Below are 18,840 nucleotides of genomic sequence, written 5' to 3' on the forward strand. Positions count from 1 at the left end.
GAGCGGGCCGGGCGGCTGCTCATCCGGCCGCGCGTTCCTCCGCGAGGTGCAGCCCGGCCTCGATGACCGCGTTCATGACGGGAGCCAGCCTGGCCTCGCCCAGGCTGGGGGCGCGTTCGGCCATCCGGGCCACCAGGGCGCGCTCGCGGCCGGGGTCGCGGCCCGCGAAGCCGCCGACCGGCTTGAGCCGCTGGACGCGGCCCGCGAGGGCGGCGCGGCGCTCCAGGAGGGTGGCCAGGGCGGCGTCCACGCGGTCGATCGCCTGACGGCACTCGGCCAGCGTGGCCGGGTCCTCCGGCCGGAGCAGGGCGCCGACGAGGGCGGCCGCCTCCTCCGCCTCGTGCCGGCCGTCGGCGGACACGATCAGGCCGTCGGCGCCCGCCGCGACGGCGGCCGTCGACAGGCCGGGGTCGGCGGTGACGTCCGCCAGCACCGGGCGGCCCGACACGGCGCGCGCCTCGCGCAGCAGCCCCAGGTCGGCGTGCTCGCACAGGATCACCTGGACGCCGCCCTCCGCCTCGCAGTAGTCGGCCACGCCCAGCCACTCCTCCAGGGTGGCCGTGCGGCGGCGTTCCACCACCACCGGCAGCCCCAGCCCCGCCACCGCGCGCACCAGCGGGATGTCCCTGGTCCACGCGCCGCCGATGACCACGCCCTGGGCGCTGGCCGCGATGGCGGGCAGGTCGGCGGCGCTCGCGGGCTCGGCGAGCGTGACGGCGGCGGGCAGCACCGCGTCAGGCTCGCGCAGGCTCACCCGGTCACTGATCACCACGGCGGGCCCTTCGCCCACGGGATGGCCGCCCAGCGGGACCACGTGGCGTTCCAAGGTCGATGACATCTCGGCTCCCCACTCGGCCGGCTCACCGGGAGCCGGCAAAGAACGTGAAAAGGCAGAGACGAGGCGTCTCTGCCTTTGTTGCCGGCTCCAGGTGGTCGCTAGCTGACGACCGGCCCTCCCGGAGCCGGCTCGGTAAACACGTAGCGACGAGTCATGTTCGCACTTTACACGGCTCACTCCACCTAGTGGGACGGGCTTCTCGAATAGCGGACTGTCCTCGCGGCGAGTCGCCGTTGATCCCCGGCTATGGGAGTATTTCTTGGCCTAGAGGGAGGGTTTGAGGCCGTTGATGTCGGATCACAAGCCGGGCGGACGCCGCATCGCCGGTCGTTACCACCTGCAAGAACCCATTGGCAAGGGTGGCATGGGCATCGTGTGGCGAGCCCATGACGAACTGCTCGACCGCACCGTCGCGGTCAAGGAGGTCAGATACGCGGCCGCTCTGGGCGACGAGGTGCAACTGCTGAACCGGCGCACGATGCGTGAGGCGCGGGCCGCGGCCAGGTTCGAGCATCCCAACGTGATCGTCGTGCACGACGTGATCGAGGAGGACGGCCGGCCCTGGATCGTCATGCAGCTCGTGCAGTCACGGTCGCTCGGCGCCGTGATCAAGAACGACGGGCCGCTCCCTCCCAAGCGGGTGGCCGAGATCGGCCTGGCGGTGCTCGACGCGCTGCACCGCGCCCACGAGGCGGGGGTGCTCCACCGCGACGTCAAACCGGAGAACGTCCTGCTGGCCGACGACGGCCGCGTGGTGCTGACCGACTTCGGCATCGCCACGCTGGAGACCGAGACGCAGCTGACGGTGACCGGGCTGGCGGGCACGCCGGCGTTCATCGCCCCCGAGCGGCTGAAAGGGCTGCCCGCGCGGCGCGAGTCCGACCTGTGGGCGCTGGGCGCGACGCTCTACACCGCCGTCGAGGGCCGCTCGCCGCACGAACGCGGCAACGCCCTGGCCACCATGCACGCCGTGCTCACCGACGAGCCCGACCCGGCCACGCACGCCGGGCCGCTGGCGCCGGTGATCGACGGGCTGCTGGCCAAGGAGCCGGTGCAGCGGCTCATGTACGAGGAGACGGAGCGGCTGCTGCGGCAGACGATCGCCGCGTCGAGCGAGCCACCGGCCGTGCGGACGGCGAAGATGCCGAAGGTGCCGCCGGTCGAGGACGACATGCCGACCGACCCCAACCTGATGCCGGTGCCCCCGCCCCGTCCCGCTCCTCAGCCGGTGTCCAAGCCCGCGCCCCGGCCCGCCGTGGCGCCGCCGCCCGAGACCGGCGCGCGGATCACGCCGGCGACCGAGCACCCACCGACGCCGCCTTACGACGCCGAGTCCACGATGAACGCCGACTCGGCCGGCAGGCGCCAGGCGCTGCCCGTGATCACGGCCGTGACGGCCGTGCTCCTGGTCGCGGGCGTCGGCGGCTACCTCGGCCTGCGGGCCACCCCGGAGGACCCGTCCGGCGGCCCCGGCCCCACGACGGCGGCCAGCACCGCCGCCACCTCCGAGCCGACCGGCGCGGCGACCACGGACGCGGCCGAGCCGTCGTCGAGCCCTTCCCCCACGGTCAGCGAGTCCCCGTCGGCCACGCCCTCCCCCACGCCCACCGAGGAGGAGACGGCACAGGCCGCCACCCTGCCCTCGGGCTGGAAGTGGTACAAGGACAAGCAGCTCGACTTCACCATAGGGCTGCCCAAGGGCTGGGACGTCTACAAGCGTGAGGGTTCCCAGGTGTTCTTCCGCGGCCCCGGCGCGGGCTCCAACGCGTTCGTGTCGGTCGACCGGGCCTCTAAGCCTGGCAGCGACCCGGTCAAGGACTGGCGGAAGCAGGAGAAGACGGCCAAGTACGGGTTCGGCGGCTACCAGCTGATCGACATCAAGGCGGTCGACTACCAGAAGGCCGCCGCCGACTGGGACTTCACCTGGAACACCAACACCGGCAAGACGAGGGTGCGCAACCGGGGATTCATCACCGACAACGGCCGTGGTTACGCCATCTACTGGCACAACCTCGCAAGTCGCTGGAAGAAGGACTACCACTTCTTCGAGACGTTCTGCGCGACCTTCAAACCCGACCAGTAGGCTGCCCCGCGTGGACAGGCAGGTCGGCAATCGCTACCGCCTCGTCGAGCCGCTCGGTGAGGGCGGCATGGGCGTGGTGTGGCGTGCCTACGACGAGCTGCTCGACCGTACGGTCGCGATCAAGGAGGTCCGCTACAGCGGGGTCGGCGAGCGGCAGCGGGCCGAGCTCAACCGCAGGACCATCCGCGAGGCCAGGGCCGCGGGCCGTCTGGACCACCCTTCGGTGGTGGTCATCCACGACGTCGTCGAGGAGGACGGGCGGCCGTGGATCGTCATGCAGCTCGTCCGTTCCCGCTCCCTGGCGGAGGCGATCCGCGCGGACGGGCCGCTGCCGGTGGCGCGGGCGGCGGCGATCGGCGCGCGGGTGCTCGACGCGCTCCGCGCCGCGCACGCCACCGGGGTGCTGCACCGCGACGTCAAGCCGGAGAACGTGCTGCTGGCCGACGACGGGCGGGTGGTGCTGACGGACTTCGGCATCGCCACCATGGAGTCCGAGGCGGGGCTGACGGCGACGGGCAGTCTCGTGGGCACGCCAGCGTACATGCCTCCCGAGCGGCTGAACGGCGAGCCCGCCAGGCCTGAGTCCGACCTGTGGTCGCTGGGGGCGACCCTGTACGCGGCGGTGGAGGGCGGGCCGCCGTTCCGGCGCGACTCGTGGGCGGCGACGGTGGCGGCGGTGCTCCGCGACGCGGTCGAGCCGCCCCGCCGGGCCGGGGCGCTGACACCGGTGATCATGGGCTGGCTCCAGCGGGACCCGGGCACCCGCCTGCCCGCCGGCCACGCCGCCCAGCTCCTCGACGCCGCGTCCATGGACCGGCCCTTCCCCGGCCTTCAGGCACCCGGCCCGTACGGCGCAATCCACCAGCAACCGGCACCCTTGGGCCCCGACAGCCGATACGCAAGCCCGTCCCCGCCCCACACAGGCACCCCGCAGGGAGCCTCGGGCCATCAAGGCGCGGGCCCAGCGCCCCACCACGCCGGCACCCCGTACGGAACCTCGGGCCCTCACGACGTGGGCTCGGGACCCCACCACGCCAGCGCCTCGGGGCCCCACGGCGCGGGCCCAGCGCCCCATCACGTCGGCGTCCCGCACGGGCATTCGGGTCCGGGCGGAGGGGATTCCGCTCCGCTCGACTCTCACGGAGGCTCTGGCTCGTACGGGACGCCGCCGCAGGGGACGGGCCCGCAGAGGTCCCCGTATGGGACGGTGACCGGCGGTGGGCGGTCGGGCGGGAAGCGGTGGGTCGTGGTGGCGGCGGCCGTGGCCGCGCTCGTGGTGGTCGGCGGCGGAGGCGTGGTACTCGTCAATCTGCTGAGGAGCGAACCGGGCATCGGTGCCGTCGGGCCGACGGAGAGCACCCACGGGCCGTCCGGAGAGCCTCCGCGTCAGCCGACCCGGGAACCTGGTGGGGACCCGACAGCGGGCGGTACAGGGGAGCCGACGAGCGAGCCCACCGGGAATGCGAGCGGCGTGCCGACCGGCAACGCGACCGGCGAACCCACCGGGAACGTGACCCCCACCGGGAACCCGGTCCCCGCTGGTTGGCGGGCGTATCGGAACGCGGCCGGCGGGTTCTCGGTCGCCGTGCCGCGCGGCTGGCGCGCCGTCAAGAACCCGCAGCGCGACAGCGTCACCTTCAGCGGCCCCGGCACCCCAGGCGTGATGATCGTCGAATGGACCGTCCCCGAGGGCGACCACGCGACCCCGGCCGCCCACTGGCGGGCGCTGGAGCGGGAGATCCTCCGCAAGGGCGAGTTCCCCGGCTACGAACGCGTCGCCATCCGCGCGATCGAGTACCAGGGCCGCCCCGCCGCCGACTGGGAGTTCACCCGCTCCCGCGACGGCACCGCGATCCACGTGATCAACCGCGGTTTCACCACCGCCGGCGGCCGCCCGTTCGCGCTCTACTGGGAGACCACCGGCGCCCGCTGGGAGCGCGACAGGCGCTTCTTCGAGACGTTCACCGCCACGTTCCGGCCGGCGCGATGAGCGGCCGGCCGCAGGAGCGGGCCCGCTTCTGGCGTCATCCGGCGGTGCCCGAGGTGGACCTGCTCAAGGCCCGCTACGTCACCCACCGCTTCTCCCGTCACGTGCACGAGGGGTACGCGATCGGGATCATCCTCGACGGCGTGGAGGAGTTCGAGTACCGGGGCGACCTGCACCGGGCCGCGGCGGGCGAGGTGGTCCTGGTGAACCCGGACTCGGTGCACACGGGCCAGGCCGGTGTGGACGGCGGGTGGGCGTACCGGATGCTCTACCCGTCGGTCGCGGCGGTCGGCGAGGTGGCGGCCGAGCTGGGCCTGCCGAAGGGCACCCCGTACTTCCCCGAGCAGGTGGTGCGCGACCCCGAGGTGGCGGCGCTGATGGCGCGCGCGCACCAGGCGACCGAGCGCGGCGACGACCTGGCGGCGTCCACGCTGACCCGCACGCTGTTCGGGCGGCTGCTCGCCCGGTACGCGGTGCCGCGCCCGGCGGTGACGCTGTCGCCCGAAGGGCGGCGGGCGGTGCGGCAGGCGATGGAGGTGCTGCACGACCGGCTGACCGACCCGCCGGCGCTGGACGACCTGGCGCGGATGGTCGGCGCGCGGCCGTTCCCGCTGCTGCGGGCGTTCAAGGCGGCGACCGGGCTGCCGCCGCACGCCTACCTGAACTCGCTGCGGGTGCGGCAGGCCCGGCACCTGCTGCGCTCCGGCGTGCGGCCCGCGGACGTGGCCGCCGAGGTGGGCTTCACCGACCAGGCACACCTGAACCGTCACTTCAAACGCGTGGTAGGGGTACCACCGGCTGCCTATCAACGCACCGCAGGAACGTACAAGAAACGGTAGTGACCTGCGCATATCCTCATATCCCATGGAACAGACGACACTCCGTTCCGCCGCCATCCGGGACGGTCTGGGTGTGGGTCTGGCCGTCGGGCTGTCCGGGGTCGCCTTCGGCGCCGCGGCGGTCACGGCCGGGCTCACCGTGCCGCAGGCGTGCGTGCTGAGCCTGCTGGCGTTCACGGGCGCCTCGCAGTTCGCGTTCGCGGGCGCGGTGGGGGCGGGCGGCGACCTGGTCTCTGCCGCGTCGGGCGCGCTGCTGCTCGGCGCCAGGAACACGCTGTACGGGCTGCGCATGGCCGACGTGCTGCGGGTGCGCGGAGCACGCAAGCTGGGCACCGCGCAGGGGGTCATCGACGAGACGACCGCCGTCGCCCTGGCCCAGCCGACCCCCGAGGCGGCCAGGGCGGGCTTCTTCACCACCTTCGCCGCGGTCTACGTGGGCTGGAACGTGACAACGCTGCTCGGGGCGATCGGCACGAGCTCGCTCGGCGACCCGGGGATGCTCGGGCTGGACGTGGTGGGGCCCGCCACGTTCCTGGCGATCCTGTGGCCGCGGCTGAAGGAGCGCGCCGAGCTGCGCGCGCTGGCGGCCGGCGGCATGGCCATCGCGCTGGCGGCGACTCCGTTCTTCCCGCCGGGCGTGCCGGTGCTGCTGGCGGCCGTGGCGGTGCTGGTGGTGATGCTGCGATGACCGCGCTGTGGTGGGCGATCGCCGGCGTGTGCCTGGGGTGTTACGCGCTCAAGCTGGCCGGGCTGGCCGCGCCGCGCCAGGTGCTCGACCACCCGGTGGTGAGCCGCTTCGCCGAGCTGGTGCCGGTGGCGCTGCTCGCGGCGCTCATCGGGGTGCAGATGTTCACGCAGGACGGCGCGCTGGCGTTCGACCTGGCCCGCACGGCCGGTCTGGGGGCGGCGGTCGTCGCGTTGCTGCTGCGTGCTCCGTTCCTGGTGGTTCTGGCGGCGGCCGCCGCCATGACAGCGGTTGCCCGGGTCTTTCTGGGGTAGTCGCCCCGCATGTCCGATTCTGTGGGGATTGTTGGGGGCCGTTACCGGCTGGTCAGGACGATCGGGCGTGGCGGCATGGGTACCGTCTGGCAGGCCCACGACGAGGTGCTCGGCAGGGACGTGGCCGTCAAGGAGGTCCTCCCGCCCCCTGATCTGACAGGACCGGAACGCGACCTGTTCACCGTGCGCACCTTCAGGGAGGCGCGCGCGGCCGGCCGGGTCGCGCACCCGTGCGTGGCCGCCGTGTACGACGTGCTGGAGGAGCACGGGCACCCGTGGATCGTCATGCAGCTCGTCCGGTCGCGGACGCTGGGCGAGCTGGTGCGCGAGAACGGGCCGATGCGGCCGGCCGAGGCCGCGAACGTCGGGCTGCAGCTGCTGGAAGCGCTGCGCGCGGCGCACGCGGCCGGGGTGCTGCACCGGGACGTCAAGCCGGACAACGTGCTGCTGACGGACGACGGCAGGGCGGTGCTGACCGATTTCGGCATCGCCACCACCGAGGACGAGGCGCCGGTCACCAGGACCGGGATCCTGATCGGCACCCCCGCCTTCATGGCTCCCGAGCGGGCGGCGGGCGGCCCCGCCGAGACGGCCTCGGACCTGTGGTCGCTGGGCGTGACCCTGTACGTGGCGGTCGAGGGCCATTCGCCCTTCCACCGGTCGAACGCGCTGGCCACGCTGGGCGCGGTCATGCACGCCGAGCCCGCCCCGCTGTCGCGGGCGGGCGTGCTGGGGCCGGTGCTGCTGGGGCTGCTGAGGAAGAACCCGGCCGACCGGATGACGGTGGACGAGGCGGAGCAACGCCTGACCGCGATCATCAGGGGCATCGGGCCGGAGCCGACCGGGCCGGTGCCGATCGCGGAGGTGACCGGCGGCGACGCGGCGGCGATCGCGCCGGCGGCGCGGACGCTGCCCGGCAGGCGCAGGCAGCCGCTGCTCGCCCTGGGCCTCGGCGCGCTGGTCACGGCCCTGGTCACGGGCGGCGCGGCGTGGTGGTCGCACCGGCCGCCTGAGACGTCGGGCCCGCCTGCCGTGGTGCACACGCCGCAGCAGACCGCGACCGTCTCCGGCCCGCCGCCCAGCACCGGGTCGAAGGACGGCGACGGGCGCGAGGCCGGGGACCCGCCCGGCCGCTCCGACGCCCGCCGTGACGACTCACCGCCCGCCACGTACGAGACGTCGCGCCCCGACCGGGACTCTGGCCCCGACCGCCGCGCCCAGAGGCGGGCCGACCCCACGCCCGAGGAGAGGCCCACCAGGTCGGCCGCGCCCACCCGATCCGCGGAACCGGAGCCGGAGCCGGAACCCGAGCCGGACGAGGACGAGCCCGGCGAGGTGGAGCCTTCGCGCGGCGGCGGCGCCCAGGCCGAGCACTGGCACGCCTGGGAGTAGGTCGGTCAGGACTCGGCGCGTACCAGGTCCAGCGCCTTCTGCAGGTCCTCGGGATAGTCGGTGCCGAACGACATCCACTCCCCCGTCGACGGGTGCTCGAAGGCGAGCGAGACCGCGTGCAGCCACTGGCGGGTGATGCCCAGCCGGGCGGCGAGCGTCGGGTCGGCGCCGTACAGCATGTCGCCCACACAAGGGTGACGCAGCGCGGACATGTGGACCCTGATCTGGTGGGTCCGGCCGGTCTCCAGGTTGATGTCGAGCAGCGACGCCGCCCGGAACGCCTCGATGGTGTCGTAGTGGGTGACGGACGGCTTGCCGCCCGCGACCACCGCGAACCTGCCGTCGCCCGACGGGTGGCGGTCGATGGGGGCGTCGACCGTGCCCCTGAACGGGTCGGGGTGGCCCTGCACCAGCGCGTGGTAGCGCTTGTCGACGGTGCGCTCCTTGAAGGCGCGCTTGAGGTGGGAGTAGGCGTGCTCGCTCTTGGCGACGGCCATCGCGCCCGTGGTGTTGGCGTCGAGCCGGTGCACGATGCCCTGCCGCTCGGCGGCGCCGCTGGTGGCGATCGTGTGGCCGGCGCCGAGCAGCCCGCCGATCACGGTGGGGCCGGTCCAGCCCACGGTCGGGTGGGCGGCCACCCCGATGGGCTTGTTGACCACGATGATGTCGTCGTCCTCGTAGACCACCCGCATGCCGGGCACCGGCTCGGCGACCGGCATCGGCGTGACGACCGGCGGCGGGAGCGTCACGTCCAGCCAGGATCCGCCGCGCACGCGGTCGGACTTGGCCGGTTGCCTGCCGTCGACCATCACCTCCCCGGCGGCGATCAGCTCGGCCGCGCGGGTGCGCGAGAATCCGAACAGCCGGGAGAGCGCGGCGTCGAGCCGCTCTCCCTCCAGCCCGTCGGGCACGGGCAGGCTACGCTGCTCGGCCACTCTTGCCCTCCCTCGTTCCGTCGATCTGGTAGCCGCGCCAGGCCAGGATCACCGCCAGGATGCCGCCGCACACGATGGCCGAGTCGGCCACGTTGAACACCGGGAAGTAGTCGATGACCGGGAAGTTGCCCGGCAGCACCTCGACGAAGTCGACCACGTGCCCCTGCAGCTGGGTCGGCCGGCCGAAGCCGGACGGGTAGCGCAGCAGCCGGTCGGTGAGGTTGCCGAGCGCCCCGCCGAGCAGCAGGCCCAGCGTGATCGCCCACGGCATGCTCACCAGCTTGCGCGCGGTGCGGATGATGGCGGCGACCACACCGGCGGCGATCAGGGTGAAGATGAACGTCATCCCGGTGCCGATGCTGAAGGCGGCTCCGGAGTTGAAGATCACCCTGAACTGGAGGACGCCGGGGATCACCACCAGCGGCGGCTCCCCCTCCAGCGCCTCCAGCACCACGGTCTTGGTGACGAGGTCGGCCACGTAGATGACGGCCGCGAGTGAGGTGAGGACGGCGAGGACCCGGCCCCGCCGTCCGCCCGCCGCTACCGGCGTTCCTCCCTCTGCTTGCACGTCACGCACAGCGTCGCCCTCGGGAACGCCTGAAGGCGTTCCTTGCCGATCGGCTTGTGGCACGATTCGCACACTCCATAGGTCCCTGCGTCGATCCTGGCGATCGCACGTTCGTTCTGCGCGACCAGGTCGCGTGCATTCAGGGTAAGGGCGATCTCGCGTTCCCGCTCATACGTCTTGGCGCCGGCGTCCGCCGTATCGTCGCCGGCGCCCTGGGTGACGTCTCCGGACGCGATCTCGCTTTCGTGGCGCAGGATGTCCGCGTTCAGCTCGTCTATCTCGGTTCGCAGGCTGCCGCGTACCTCGGCCAGCTCCTCGTCCGACCACATCGACGGGGTCGCGGTCTGCGTGACTGCCGCCATGGTTGCCTCCATGCTGTTGGGCGATGCCGATCTCGGGCTGGTCAAGGCCGTGATTGGTGCGGGCAGCCTAGGTTCCTCATAACGGAACGGCAAACGACCCGCCGGACGGATTACCCCTCCCGTACTATCCCGCCTCGCCCTTTTAACTCCTGCCCAGGCGACTCCATTCCCACAAATTTGTCACTTCCAGGACTTCTCCCCCTTGCCTGGTGCGCAGCCTCGAAACCCGGAAGCTTCAGTCTCCGCTCTGCGTTATGGTGTGAACCTGCAAGGCGTTGATGGGGCCCTCTCGCGAGGGGCATCACCCCGGAGCCGCCGGAAGAACGGCTCGATCGAGCTCACTAGACCCGGCAGCAGCCAGAAAGAAGAGGGTCTCACCGAGCGTGAGGCCAAGAAGGGTGGTACCGCGGGGCCCGTCGGCCTCGTCCCTTCACGCAACCTGTCTGCAGATCAGAGACGCGTGGAGGTCCCGCCCGACATGTCTTCGCCACCGTTCCGCTCCCTTCCCGCGCAGGTCGACCTGCCCGCGCTTGAGCGTGAGGTCCTGGACCGCTGGCGCGATGGGAAGATCTTCGAGCGCTCCGTCCAGCAGAACGAGGGCAACCCCGCGTGGGTGTTCTACGAGGGCCCGCCCACCGCCAACGGCCTGCCCGGTGTCCACCACGTCGAGGCCCGCGTCTTCAAGGACATCTTCCCCCGCTACAAGTCGATGCGCGGCTTCAGCGTGCCGCGCAAGGCCGGCTGGGACTGCCACGGCCTGCCGGTCGAGGTCGGCGTGGAGAAGGAGCTCGGCCTCTCCGGCAAGCGTGACATCGAGTCCTACGGCATCGCCGAGTTCAACGCCCGCTGCCGCGAGTCCGTGCTGCGGCACGTCGACGCGTTCGAGCAGCTCACCGAGCGGATGGGCTACTGGATCGACCTGTCGACCGCCTACCGGACGATGGACCCCGCCTACGTCGAGGCCGTCTGGTGGTCGCTCAAGGTCATCTTCGACAAGGGGCTGCTGTTCCGCGACTTCCGGATCACCCCCTACTGCCCGCGCTGCGGCACCGGCCTGTCCGACCACGAGCTGGGCCAGCCGGGCGGCTACGAGACCGTGACCAGCCCGTCGGTGTTCGTGCGGATGCCGGTCACCTCAGGGCCGCTGGCCGAGCTGGGCGCCAAGCTGCTCATCTGGACGACCACGCCGTGGACGCTGGTGTCCAACACGGCCGTGGCGGTCCACCCCGACGTGACCTACGTCGCCGCCCGCACCGGCGACGGCGAGGTGCTGGTGGTGGCCGAGCCGCTGCTGGCCGCGGTGCTGGGCGACGACGTCACCGAGGTGGCCCGCTTCACCGGCCGCGAGCTGGAGCGCACCCCGTACGAGCGCCCGTTCGAGCTGGTCGACATCCCCGGCGCCCACTACGTGGTGCTCGGCGACTACGTGACCGTCGAGGACGGCACCGGCCTGGTCCACCAGGCGCCCGCGTTCGGCGCCGACGACCTGGCGGTGACCAAGAAGTACGCGATGCCGGTGGTCAACCCGATCGGCCCCGACGGGCGTTTCCTGGACGACGTGCCCATGGTGGGCGGGGTGTTCTTCAAGGACGCCGACGAGCGGCTCACCGACGACCTGCGCGAGCGCGGGCTGCTGTTCCGCGGCGGCCACTTCGACCACAGCTACCCCCACTGCTGGCGCTGCCACACGCCGCTGCTCTACTACGCGCTGCCGTCGTGGTACATCCGCACCACCGCGGTCAAGGACCAGATGCTGGAGGAGAACTCCAAGACCAACTGGTTCCCCGACACGATCAAGTGGGGCCGCTACGGCGAGTGGCTGCGCAACAACGTCGACTGGTCGCTGTCGCGCTCCCGCTACTGGGGCACGCCGCTGCCGCTCTGGGTCTGCTCGGCCGACGAGTCCCACGTGACCTGCGTCGGCTCGCTGGCGGAGCTGGGCGAGCTGGCAGGCCGGAACCTCTCGTCGCTCGACCCACACCGGCCGTTCGTCGACGACGTGACCTTCCCCTGCCCGTCCTGCTCGGCCGAGGCGCGCCGGGTGCCCGACGTGATCGACGCCTGGTACGACTCGGGCTCGATGCCGTTCGCCCAGTGGGGCGAGGCAGGCAAGCCCGAGGGCGTCTACCCGGCGCAGTTCATCTGCGAGGCGACCGACCAGACGCGCGGGTGGTTCTACTCGCTGATGGCCGTGGGCACGCTCGTGTTCGGGCAGTCCTCGTACGAGAACGTGCTCTGCCTCGGGCTCATCCTGGCCGAGGACGGCCGCAAGATGAGCAAGCACCTGGGCAACGTGCTGGAGCCGATGCCGCTGATGGACCAGCACGGCGCCGACGCGCTGCGCTGGTTCATGGCCTGCGCGGGCTCGCCCTGGTCGGCCCGCCGGGTGGGGCACGGCGCGCTGGAGGAGATCGTCCGCAAGGTCCTGCTGACCTACTGGAACACCGCCTCCTTCTTCATGCTCTACGCCAACGCCGAGGAGTGGTCGCCGGCCGATCTGGCCTCGGCGCCGCCCGCGGCCGAGCGGCCGCTGCTCGACCGGTGGGCGCTGGCCGAGCTGCACCGCACGGTCGCCGAGGTGACGGCCGCGCTCGACGTGTACGACACGCAGCGGGCCGGGCGCAGGCTGGCCGACTTCCTCGACGACCTGTCCAACTGGTACGTGCGCCGCTCGCGCCGCCGGTTCTGGCAGGGGTCGCGGGAGGCCTTCGCCACCCTGTACGAGTGCCTGGAGACGGTGACCCGGCTGATGTCGCCGCTCACGCCGTTCGTCACCGACTACCTGTGGGACGTCCTGCGCGCCGAGGACCAGCCGTCCTCGGTCCACCTGACCTCCTGGCCGGCGGTGCGCGAGGAGCTGCTGAACCCGGCGCTGTCGGAGCAGATGGCGCTGGTGCGGCGGCTGGTGGAGCTGGGCCGCTCGGCCCGCGCCTCCTCCGGCGTGAAGACCCGCCAGCCGCTGCGCCGCGCCCTGGTGGGGGCGCACGGCTGGCCGGCGCTGCCGGGCGAGCTGCGCGGCCTGGTCGCGGACGAGCTGAACGTCCAGGCGCTGGAGGACATGTCGGGCTTCAGCGCCGACCTGGTCTCCTACACGGTCAAGCCGAACTTCCGGGCGCTGGGCAAGCGGTTCGGGTCGCAGACCAAGCTGGTGGCCGCCGCGGTCGGCGCCGCCGACGCCGCGTCGGTGGCGCGCACGCTCCGCTCCGGCGCGACGGTGACGCTGGCGGCGGGCGAGCTGGGCGAGGTGACGCTCGGCCCGGACGAGGTGATCGTCACCGAGCAGCCGCGCTCCGGCTGGGCGGTGGAGACCGGCGCGTTCGACACCGGCACCGGCGAGACGGTGGCGCTCGACCTGGAGCTGACCGACGAGCTGCGCCGGGCCGGGCTGCTGCGCGAGGTGATCCGCCTGGTGCAGGAGGCCCGCAAGGCGACGGGCCTGTCGATCACCGACCGGATCTCCCTCTGGTGGCGCTCGTCCGACCCCGACCTGGCCGAGGCGCTGCGCGCGGGCGCCCAGGTGGTCGCCGACGAGGTGCTGGCCACGTCGGTGACGGAAGGCGACGAGCCGGGCCTTCCGGAACACACCGACGCCGATCTCGGCCTCACCTTCCGGCTCCGCCGCGCCTGACGGTGCAGGACCCAGTCCGGCGGGGAAGGTGTCCTTCCCCGCCGGGCGCGTCAAACCTCGGCGGAGCCGCCGACGGGCAGCCGCCGGAACTCGGCGGCGGCCCGCTCACCCTCGCCGGCGAGCACGCCGTCGAGGACCTTGAGCCCCCACTCGTTGAGCAGCCCGTCGTGGATCGCGTACGCGCGCCGCGGCTTGACCGCCCGCAGGTAGCGGATCAGGTCGGGCACCGTCATCCACGGCGCCTGGCCCGGCACCAGCAGCGTCGGCACCTCCACGACGGTCAGCGCGTCGCCCGGGTGGAACACCTCCCCGTCCACCAGGAACCCCACGTTGTCGACCGGCGGCACGTCGGGATGGCTGACGTGGTGCTTCTCCCCCAGGACCGCCACCCGGAACCCGGCCACGTCGAGCACGTCGCCGTCCTTGACCACCCGCACCCGGTCCCCGAGCTCCGTCAGGTGCCGCGCCACCCCCGGACAGGTGTACACGGGCAGGTCGGGACGCTCACGCAGCCGCTCGGGGGCGAAATGGTCGAAGTGCTCGTGCGTGATCAGCACCGCCTCGGCGCCCTCCAGCGCCTCGGGCTCGGGCGTCATCGCCCCCGGGTCGATGACCAGGGCCCGGGAGCCCTTCTCCAGCCGTACGCAGGCGTGACCGTACTTGGTGATCCTCATCGACCCATCCTGCCGCCCTTTCACCCTGGTCGCGCGTCCGCTACCAGGGGCGGGCCAGCCGCTCGCGCGTGGTGTCGAGCAGCAGATCGAGGAAGGCGGCGCAGAGGGCGTCGGGAGCGGCGCGGGTGTAGGCGGTGAGCTCGCGGGTCACCCGGGGCACCGGCTTGAGCGTGTGGCCGTCGTAGCCGGCCGGCACCACATTGGCGGGGATCAGCGCGGGCCCGAGCCCCGCGGCGGCAAGGATCGGCGCGGACGCCGTCTGCTCGGCCCTGACGGCGATCTTCGGCTGGAAACCCGCCGCGGAGCAGGCGCGGTCGAGGATGTCGGCGAGGCCGTTGCCGGGCGCGTAGTGGACCCAGCGCCGCTCCCGCAACTCCTCCAGGCGGGCCTCGGCCGCCTGCCGGCCGGCCAGCGGGTCGTCCCGCGAGACGGCGATGACGAACTCCTCCTCGCCGAGGGTGTGCACCGGCCCGGCCCAGCCGTGCGGCCGGGGGCCGATGGCCAGGTCGGCCTGCCCGCCGGCCATCGCCTGGGCGAGCTCGTCGGCGTGCCGGTGCTCGAACAGCCGCACGTCGACGCCCGGATGGCGGCGGCTCCAGACCCGCAGCGCGGCGGGCAGCACGCCCAGGCTGACCGAGTAGACGGCCGCCAGCCGCAGCTCACCCGCGCTGAGCCCGGCGGCCCGGCGCACCGCGGACACCGCACCGGCCGCGTCGGCCAGCGCGGCCCGCGCGTGGGGCAGCATGGCACGCCCGGCCGGGGTGAGGGTGACGCCGCGCGGCGACCTTTCGAGCAGCGCGGCCCCGATCGCCCGCTCCAGCGCCTGCACCTGGTGGGACAGGGCGGGCTGCGTGACGTGCAGGAGCTCGGCGGCGCGCGTGAAGGACCCTTCGTCCACGACCGTGACCAGGTATTCGAGCTGCCGCAAGCTGATCATGCATAGAACTTATCAGAACGATAGAAACTATGAGTTGGCCCTATAGAGGACACTCGCCCCAGACTTGTACCGGACAGGCGGAATGGGCCCATGACGGCACCGACGCGGCGGCCGGCTCACACTCAGCGCGAGCACGGCCTGGGGCCGCTGCTCCGAAAGGCCGCCAAGGGCGGCGACACCATCATGAAGAGGAGAAAGATGAACAGCGTCCAGCGGAAGGTCGCCCTCGTCGTCGGCGCCCAAGGGGTGATCGGCCGCAACCTGGTCGAGCATCTCGACGCCCTCGGCGACTGGGAGGTGATCGGGCTCTCGCGTCGCGGCGGCGAGACCACCGGCCGGGTCCGCCAGGTCTCCGTCGACCTGCTCGACCGGGACGACACCGCCAAGAAGCTCAGCGGGCTCACCGAGGTGACCCACGTCTTCTACGCCGCCTACCAGGACCGCCCGACGTGGGCCGAGCTCGTGCCGCCCAACCTGGCGATGCTGGTCAACGTGGTCGACGCGATCGAGCCGGTGGCGCCCGGTCTGACCCATGTCAGCCTCATGCAGGGCTACAAGGTGTACGGGGCGCACCTGGGTCCCTTCAAGACCCCGGCCCGCGAGTCCGACCCGGGCCACATGCCGCCGGAGTTCAACGTCGACCAGCAGGCGTTCCTGGAGAGGCGGCAGCGGGGGGCGGGCTGGACGTGGAGCGCGCTCCGCCCGTCGGTCGTGTGCGGATTCGCCCTGGGCAACCCGATGAACCTGGCCATGGTGATCGCCGTCTACGCGGCCGTCTCCAAAGAACTCGGCCTGCCCCTGCGCTTCCCCGGCCGCCCGGGCGCCTACGACAAGCTGCTGGAGATGACCGACGCCGGCCTGCTGGCCAAGGCCACCGTCTGGGCGGCGACCGACCCGCGCTGCGCCAACCAGGCGTTCAACATCAACAACGGCGACCTCTTCCGCTGGAACGAGATGTGGCCGAAGATCGCCCGCTTCTTCGATCTGGAGGTGGCCGATCCGCTGCCCATGTCACTCCAGGTGGTCATGGCGGACAAGGAGCCGCTCTGGCGTGAGATGACCGGGAAGTACGGGCTCGAACCGCACTCCTACGAGGAGGTGTCGTCGTGGGCGTTCGGCGACGCCGTCTTCTCCTGGGACTACGACGTGATCGCCGACGGCTCCAAGGCCCGCCGCTTCGGCTTCCACGAGTTCGTCGACACGGAGAAGATGTTCCTCGACATCCTCACCGACCTCCGCACCCGAAAGATCATCCCCTGACCCGACGGGTCCCGCAAGATCACCCCCGAGCCAACCTGTCCCGCAGGATCACCCCCCAGCCGACCAGTCCAGCAGGATCACCCCTGAGCCAGTCGGTTCCAGATCACCCCCGACCGATCCCGCAGGATCACCCCGGAGCCAACCTGTCCCGCAGATCACCCCCCAGCCGACCGGTCCCGCAGGATCGGCTCTGCCAGTTCAAGGCCCGCACAGCGCCGCGCCGTCCGGACTCCCCCGACACGGGCACTGCGCGGACAACGCCCCGACTCACTCCGGGGCACCCCGTCGGAGCGGTCCGGACCGTTGTCGCGGGGATGACCTACGGTCAGCTGACGGTCTCGTGAGCGTGCTGGCAGACGGAGCAGGGGGTCAGACCCGCGGCCTCTGCCTGGTTGCGGGTCATGGTCTCCACACCCGAGTCACCCGCCCCCTTGATCAGCGGGCAGGCGGTGCTGTGGTAGCGGCGGGTGCCGACGATGACCTTGACCGTGCCGGACCCCTTGGCCCCGCTGTCACCGTTCGCCGCCTCGGCAGGCTCTTGGTCGCGCGCATCGTCGGCGTCCGAAGTGTCACCAGGCGCGGTCCTGCCGTTCTCCGCCTTGTCTTCGGACGGACGGGTGTCACGAGAAGCGGCGCCCTTGGGCAACGGCCCCTGAACCTTGGCGGACTCGGCCGACGACGGCGGCCGCTGCGCCCCAGCCGGGGACGCGGGCTCGAACAGGGAACGCGTCCTGACAGTCTTCTCCGTCGCGGAAGCCGACTCCCCCTCGGAGGAACCCGCTACGGACGAGTCGCCTCCGCCCTTCTCACGTGACACGCCCTTCTCACCCTCATCGTCGCGAGACGCCCCCCGATCACCCTTGGCGGAACCACCCACAGCCGAGGCACCAGGCTTCTTCTCCCGAGACTCGGCCCGATCATCCCGGCCGGCACCGGTCACAGACGAGGCACCGCTCCCGGACTTAGGAGACGCAGCCCGATCACCCTTCACAGAGCCACCGCTCCCGGACTTCTCCTCACGGGACGTGGCCTGGTCCCCTCTCGCCGACGGGGTACCGCCTGTGGCGGGATCCCCCGTACCGGAAGACTTCCCCTGTGCCGGCCGATCACCCGAGCCCTCACGGGAACCCGGCCCGGGCGCGGGAGGCACCGGCGTGCCGGCGGCGGTCACACGGGGTTGCGGGCGGGTGTCAGGCCCGGAGTCCGGCTCGTCCGCCCGCGCGGAAGCCGCGTACGGACGCTTGCCCTGCTCCTGGGACGACCGGCCCGCACTCTGGGCACCACGACCGGGCCCTTGCGGCGATGAGCCGGATTCCGACGCCGGACGACCCGGCTCGTGCGGGGACCGGGAACCGCGCCCGGGCTCCGGGTCGTCGCGGTCCACCGGCGGACGGTCCTGCCTGGACGGGCGACTCTCCGCGGACGGACCGGAAGGACGACCTTCGAACGAGCGGCTCTCCGCAGACGGACCCGAAGGACGACCATCGGACGAGCGGCTCTCCGCAGACGGACCCGAAGGACGACCTTCAGACGGGCGGCCGCGCTGCTGGACCGGGCGGGTCTGCTCGGCGGTGGGGGCGCCGGGACGGGAACCCTCGGGCTCCGGCGCGGCGGCGGACGGTTCGCCCTTGCCCGCGGGCGGCGGCGCGTCCTCGGTGGTGCGGCCGAACCAGCCCGCTTCGGCGGGCGAGGCGGCGGACTCCTGAGCGGGGGTGGCGGGCTCCGGCGGAAGCACCGGCGGCCGGAGGTCACGGGTCGGCTCGGAGGGGTCGGCGAGGCTCTCAGCGGGGACCGCGGGCGCCGAGTCGTCGGCGGGGGGCAGTTGCCGCCCGCCGAGCGCGGCGTCGGGCAGGCAGGCGGTGCAGGGCGTGAAGCCCTCTTCGCGAGCCTCCTCGTAGGTGAGCTCCTCGTGATCCCGCCCGGTCAGCTGGCGGCAGCCTCGGACGTGGTATCGCTTGCGCCCGGGGATCACCAGCACGATCGCGTCGGGGGAGATCCCCCCGGCCGCGGGCCGGTGCGGCGTGGGGACGCCGGGCGCGGGCGACGGCACGGTCGCCGTCCGCGGGTAGGGCTGCGGACGGGACGGCGGCGCGCCCATGGGGCCGGTCTGGGCGTACGGCGGGACGCCGGGAGGCACGAGCCCTGCCGGCGGAGGAGGGGTGGCCGGCATCGCGGCCTGCCCACCACCGGGAAACAGCTCGTGACGCCGCAGCAGCGCTCCGATCACGAGGAACAGCGCGGACAGCACGCTGACCACGATGGACCACATGATCAGGAACGGCTTTGCCAGTACGAAGCCCGCGATCAGCAGAATCACTGCCGCGAGCACCAAACCAGC

Annotated in this window: 15 protein-coding genes; 8 read left to right on the top strand and 7 right to left on the bottom strand. The window is 72.6% G+C overall.

What is annotated here, in order from left to right:
* Nucleotides 1–19: 19 nt before the first annotated feature.
* Nucleotides 20–838: a chorismate mutase gene (locus tag FR742_RS46405; RefSeq protein ID WP_148032655.1), complete on the bottom strand. Its 819-nt coding sequence runs from the start codon at nt 836–838 to the stop codon at nt 20–22.
* Between the two features lie 289 nt (nt 839–1,127).
* Here FR742_RS46405 and FR742_RS21865 point away from each other — a divergent pair, with 289 nt between their 5' ends.
* Genes FR742_RS21865 through FR742_RS21890 form a run of 6 tightly spaced genes read left to right on the top strand, consistent with a single transcriptional unit; the run spans nt 1,128 to nt 8,138 of the window.
* Entirely contained in the window at nt 1,128–2,921 is a 1,794-nt protein-coding gene (locus FR742_RS21865; protein ID WP_148032656.1) for a serine/threonine-protein kinase, read from the top strand.
* Nucleotides 2,922–2,931: 10 nt separating this feature from the next.
* The gene (locus FR742_RS21870) at nt 2,932–4,911 is read left to right on the top strand and encodes a serine/threonine-protein kinase (protein WP_148032657.1); all 1,980 of its coding nucleotides are present in this window, start codon (nt 2,932–2,934) and stop codon (nt 4,909–4,911) included.
* Nucleotides 4,908–5,747, top strand: a complete 840-nt coding sequence (locus FR742_RS21875; protein WP_187281252.1) for an AraC family transcriptional regulator — start codon at nt 4,908–4,910, stop codon at nt 5,745–5,747. Before FR742_RS21870 ends, FR742_RS21875 begins: the two co-directional genes overlap by 4 nt.
* A 25-nt stretch (nt 5,748–5,772) precedes the next feature.
* Nucleotides 5,773–6,435 (top strand): AzlC family ABC transporter permease, encoded by a 663-nt coding sequence (locus FR742_RS21880; protein ID WP_148032658.1) that lies wholly within the window; start codon nt 5,773–5,775, stop codon nt 6,433–6,435.
* A complete protein-coding gene (locus FR742_RS21885; RefSeq protein ID WP_148032659.1) occupies nt 6,432–6,746 on the top strand; it encodes an AzlD domain-containing protein in 315 nt (104 codons plus the stop codon). Before FR742_RS21880 ends, FR742_RS21885 begins: the two co-directional genes overlap by 4 nt.
* A gap of 9 nt (nt 6,747–6,755) precedes the next feature.
* Nucleotides 6,756–8,138 carry a serine/threonine-protein kinase gene (locus FR742_RS21890; RefSeq protein ID WP_148032660.1) on the top strand — a complete coding sequence of 461 codons (1,383 nt, stop codon included), beginning with the start codon at nt 6,756–6,758 and terminating at the stop codon, nt 8,136–8,138.
* A gap of 5 nt (nt 8,139–8,143) precedes the next feature.
* Here the strand turns inward: FR742_RS21890 and FR742_RS21895 are convergent, their stop codons facing one another.
* Genes FR742_RS21895 through FR742_RS21905 form a run of 3 tightly spaced genes read right to left on the bottom strand, consistent with a single transcriptional unit; the run spans nt 8,144 to nt 10,015 of the window.
* The gene (locus tag FR742_RS21895) at nt 8,144–9,073 is read right to left on the bottom strand and encodes an RluA family pseudouridine synthase (protein ID WP_148032661.1); all 930 of its coding nucleotides are present in this window, start codon (nt 9,071–9,073) and stop codon (nt 8,144–8,146) included.
* A complete protein-coding gene (locus FR742_RS21900; protein WP_396990194.1) occupies nt 9,057–9,641 on the bottom strand; it encodes a signal peptidase II in 585 nt (194 codons plus the stop codon). Before FR742_RS21900 ends, FR742_RS21895 begins: the two co-directional genes overlap by 17 nt.
* Complete coding sequence (locus tag FR742_RS21905; RefSeq protein WP_148032663.1) at nt 9,614–10,015, bottom strand: TraR/DksA C4-type zinc finger protein; 402 nt, start codon at nt 10,013–10,015, stop codon at nt 9,614–9,616. Before FR742_RS21905 ends, FR742_RS21900 begins: the two co-directional genes overlap by 28 nt.
* A gap of 466 nt (nt 10,016–10,481) precedes the next feature.
* Here FR742_RS21905 and ileS point away from each other — a divergent pair, with 466 nt between their 5' ends.
* Nucleotides 10,482–13,631 carry an isoleucine--tRNA ligase gene (gene ileS, locus FR742_RS21910; protein ID WP_148032664.1) on the top strand — a complete coding sequence of 1,050 codons (3,150 nt, stop codon included), beginning with the start codon at nt 10,482–10,484 and terminating at the stop codon, nt 13,629–13,631.
* Nucleotides 13,632–13,681: 50 nt separating this feature from the next.
* Here the strand turns inward: ileS and FR742_RS21915 are convergent, their stop codons facing one another.
* Both FR742_RS21915 and FR742_RS21920 read right to left on the bottom strand, forming a co-directional pair.
* On the bottom strand, nt 13,682–14,305 hold the full coding sequence (locus tag FR742_RS21915) for an MBL fold metallo-hydrolase (RefSeq protein ID WP_148032665.1): 624 nt from the start codon (nt 14,303–14,305) through the stop codon (nt 13,682–13,684).
* Between the two features lie 40 nt (nt 14,306–14,345).
* The gene (locus tag FR742_RS21920; protein ID WP_148032666.1) at nt 14,346–15,242 is read right to left on the bottom strand and encodes a LysR family transcriptional regulator; all 897 of its coding nucleotides are present in this window, start codon (nt 15,240–15,242) and stop codon (nt 14,346–14,348) included.
* Nucleotides 15,243–15,332: 90 nt separating this feature from the next.
* Between FR742_RS21920 and FR742_RS21925 the strand changes: the two genes are divergently transcribed.
* Nucleotides 15,333–16,502 carry an SDR family oxidoreductase gene (locus FR742_RS21925; protein WP_261808668.1) on the top strand — a complete coding sequence of 390 codons (1,170 nt, stop codon included), beginning with the start codon at nt 15,333–15,335 and terminating at the stop codon, nt 16,500–16,502.
* 325 nt (nt 16,503–16,827) lie between these two features.
* On the opposite strand, the gene FR742_RS45290 is transcribed toward FR742_RS21925, so the two are convergent.
* Nucleotides 16,828–18,819 (bottom strand): hypothetical protein, encoded by a 1,992-nt coding sequence (locus tag FR742_RS45290; RefSeq protein ID WP_222709020.1) that lies wholly within the window; start codon nt 18,817–18,819, stop codon nt 16,828–16,830.
* Nucleotides 18,820–18,840: the final 21 nt, after the last annotated feature.

This window comes from Nonomuraea sp. C10 (assembly GCF_008017515.1).
GTDB lineage: Bacteria > Actinomycetota > Actinomycetes > Streptosporangiales > Streptosporangiaceae > Nonomuraea > Nonomuraea ferruginea.

Coding starts and splice junctions, on each gene's coding strand:
- FR742_RS46405 (WP_148032655.1), bottom strand. CDS start 838: ATGTCATCGACCTTGGAACGCCACGTGGTCCCGCTGGGCGGCCATCCC.
- ileS (WP_148032664.1), top strand. CDS start 10,482: ATGTCTTCGCCACCGTTCCGCTCCCTTCCCGCGCAGGTCGACCTGCCC.
- FR742_RS21885 (WP_148032659.1), top strand. CDS start 6,432: ATGACCGCGCTGTGGTGGGCGATCGCCGGCGTGTGCCTGGGGTGTTAC.
- FR742_RS21880 (WP_148032658.1), top strand. CDS start 5,773: ATGGAACAGACGACACTCCGTTCCGCCGCCATCCGGGACGGTCTGGGT.
- FR742_RS21865 (WP_148032656.1), top strand. CDS start 1,128: ATGTCGGATCACAAGCCGGGCGGACGCCGCATCGCCGGTCGTTACCAC.
- FR742_RS21890 (WP_148032660.1), top strand. CDS start 6,756: ATGTCCGATTCTGTGGGGATTGTTGGGGGCCGTTACCGGCTGGTCAGG.
- FR742_RS21915 (WP_148032665.1), bottom strand. CDS start 14,305: ATGAGGATCACCAAGTACGGTCACGCCTGCGTACGGCTGGAGAAGGGC.
- FR742_RS21875 (WP_187281252.1), top strand. CDS start 4,908: ATGAGCGGCCGGCCGCAGGAGCGGGCCCGCTTCTGGCGTCATCCGGCG.
- FR742_RS21925 (WP_261808668.1), top strand. CDS start 15,333: ATGACGGCACCGACGCGGCGGCCGGCTCACACTCAGCGCGAGCACGGC.
- FR742_RS21905 (WP_148032663.1), bottom strand. CDS start 10,015: ATGGAGGCAACCATGGCGGCAGTCACGCAGACCGCGACCCCGTCGATG.
- FR742_RS21920 (WP_148032666.1), bottom strand. CDS start 15,242: ATGATCAGCTTGCGGCAGCTCGAATACCTGGTCACGGTCGTGGACGAA.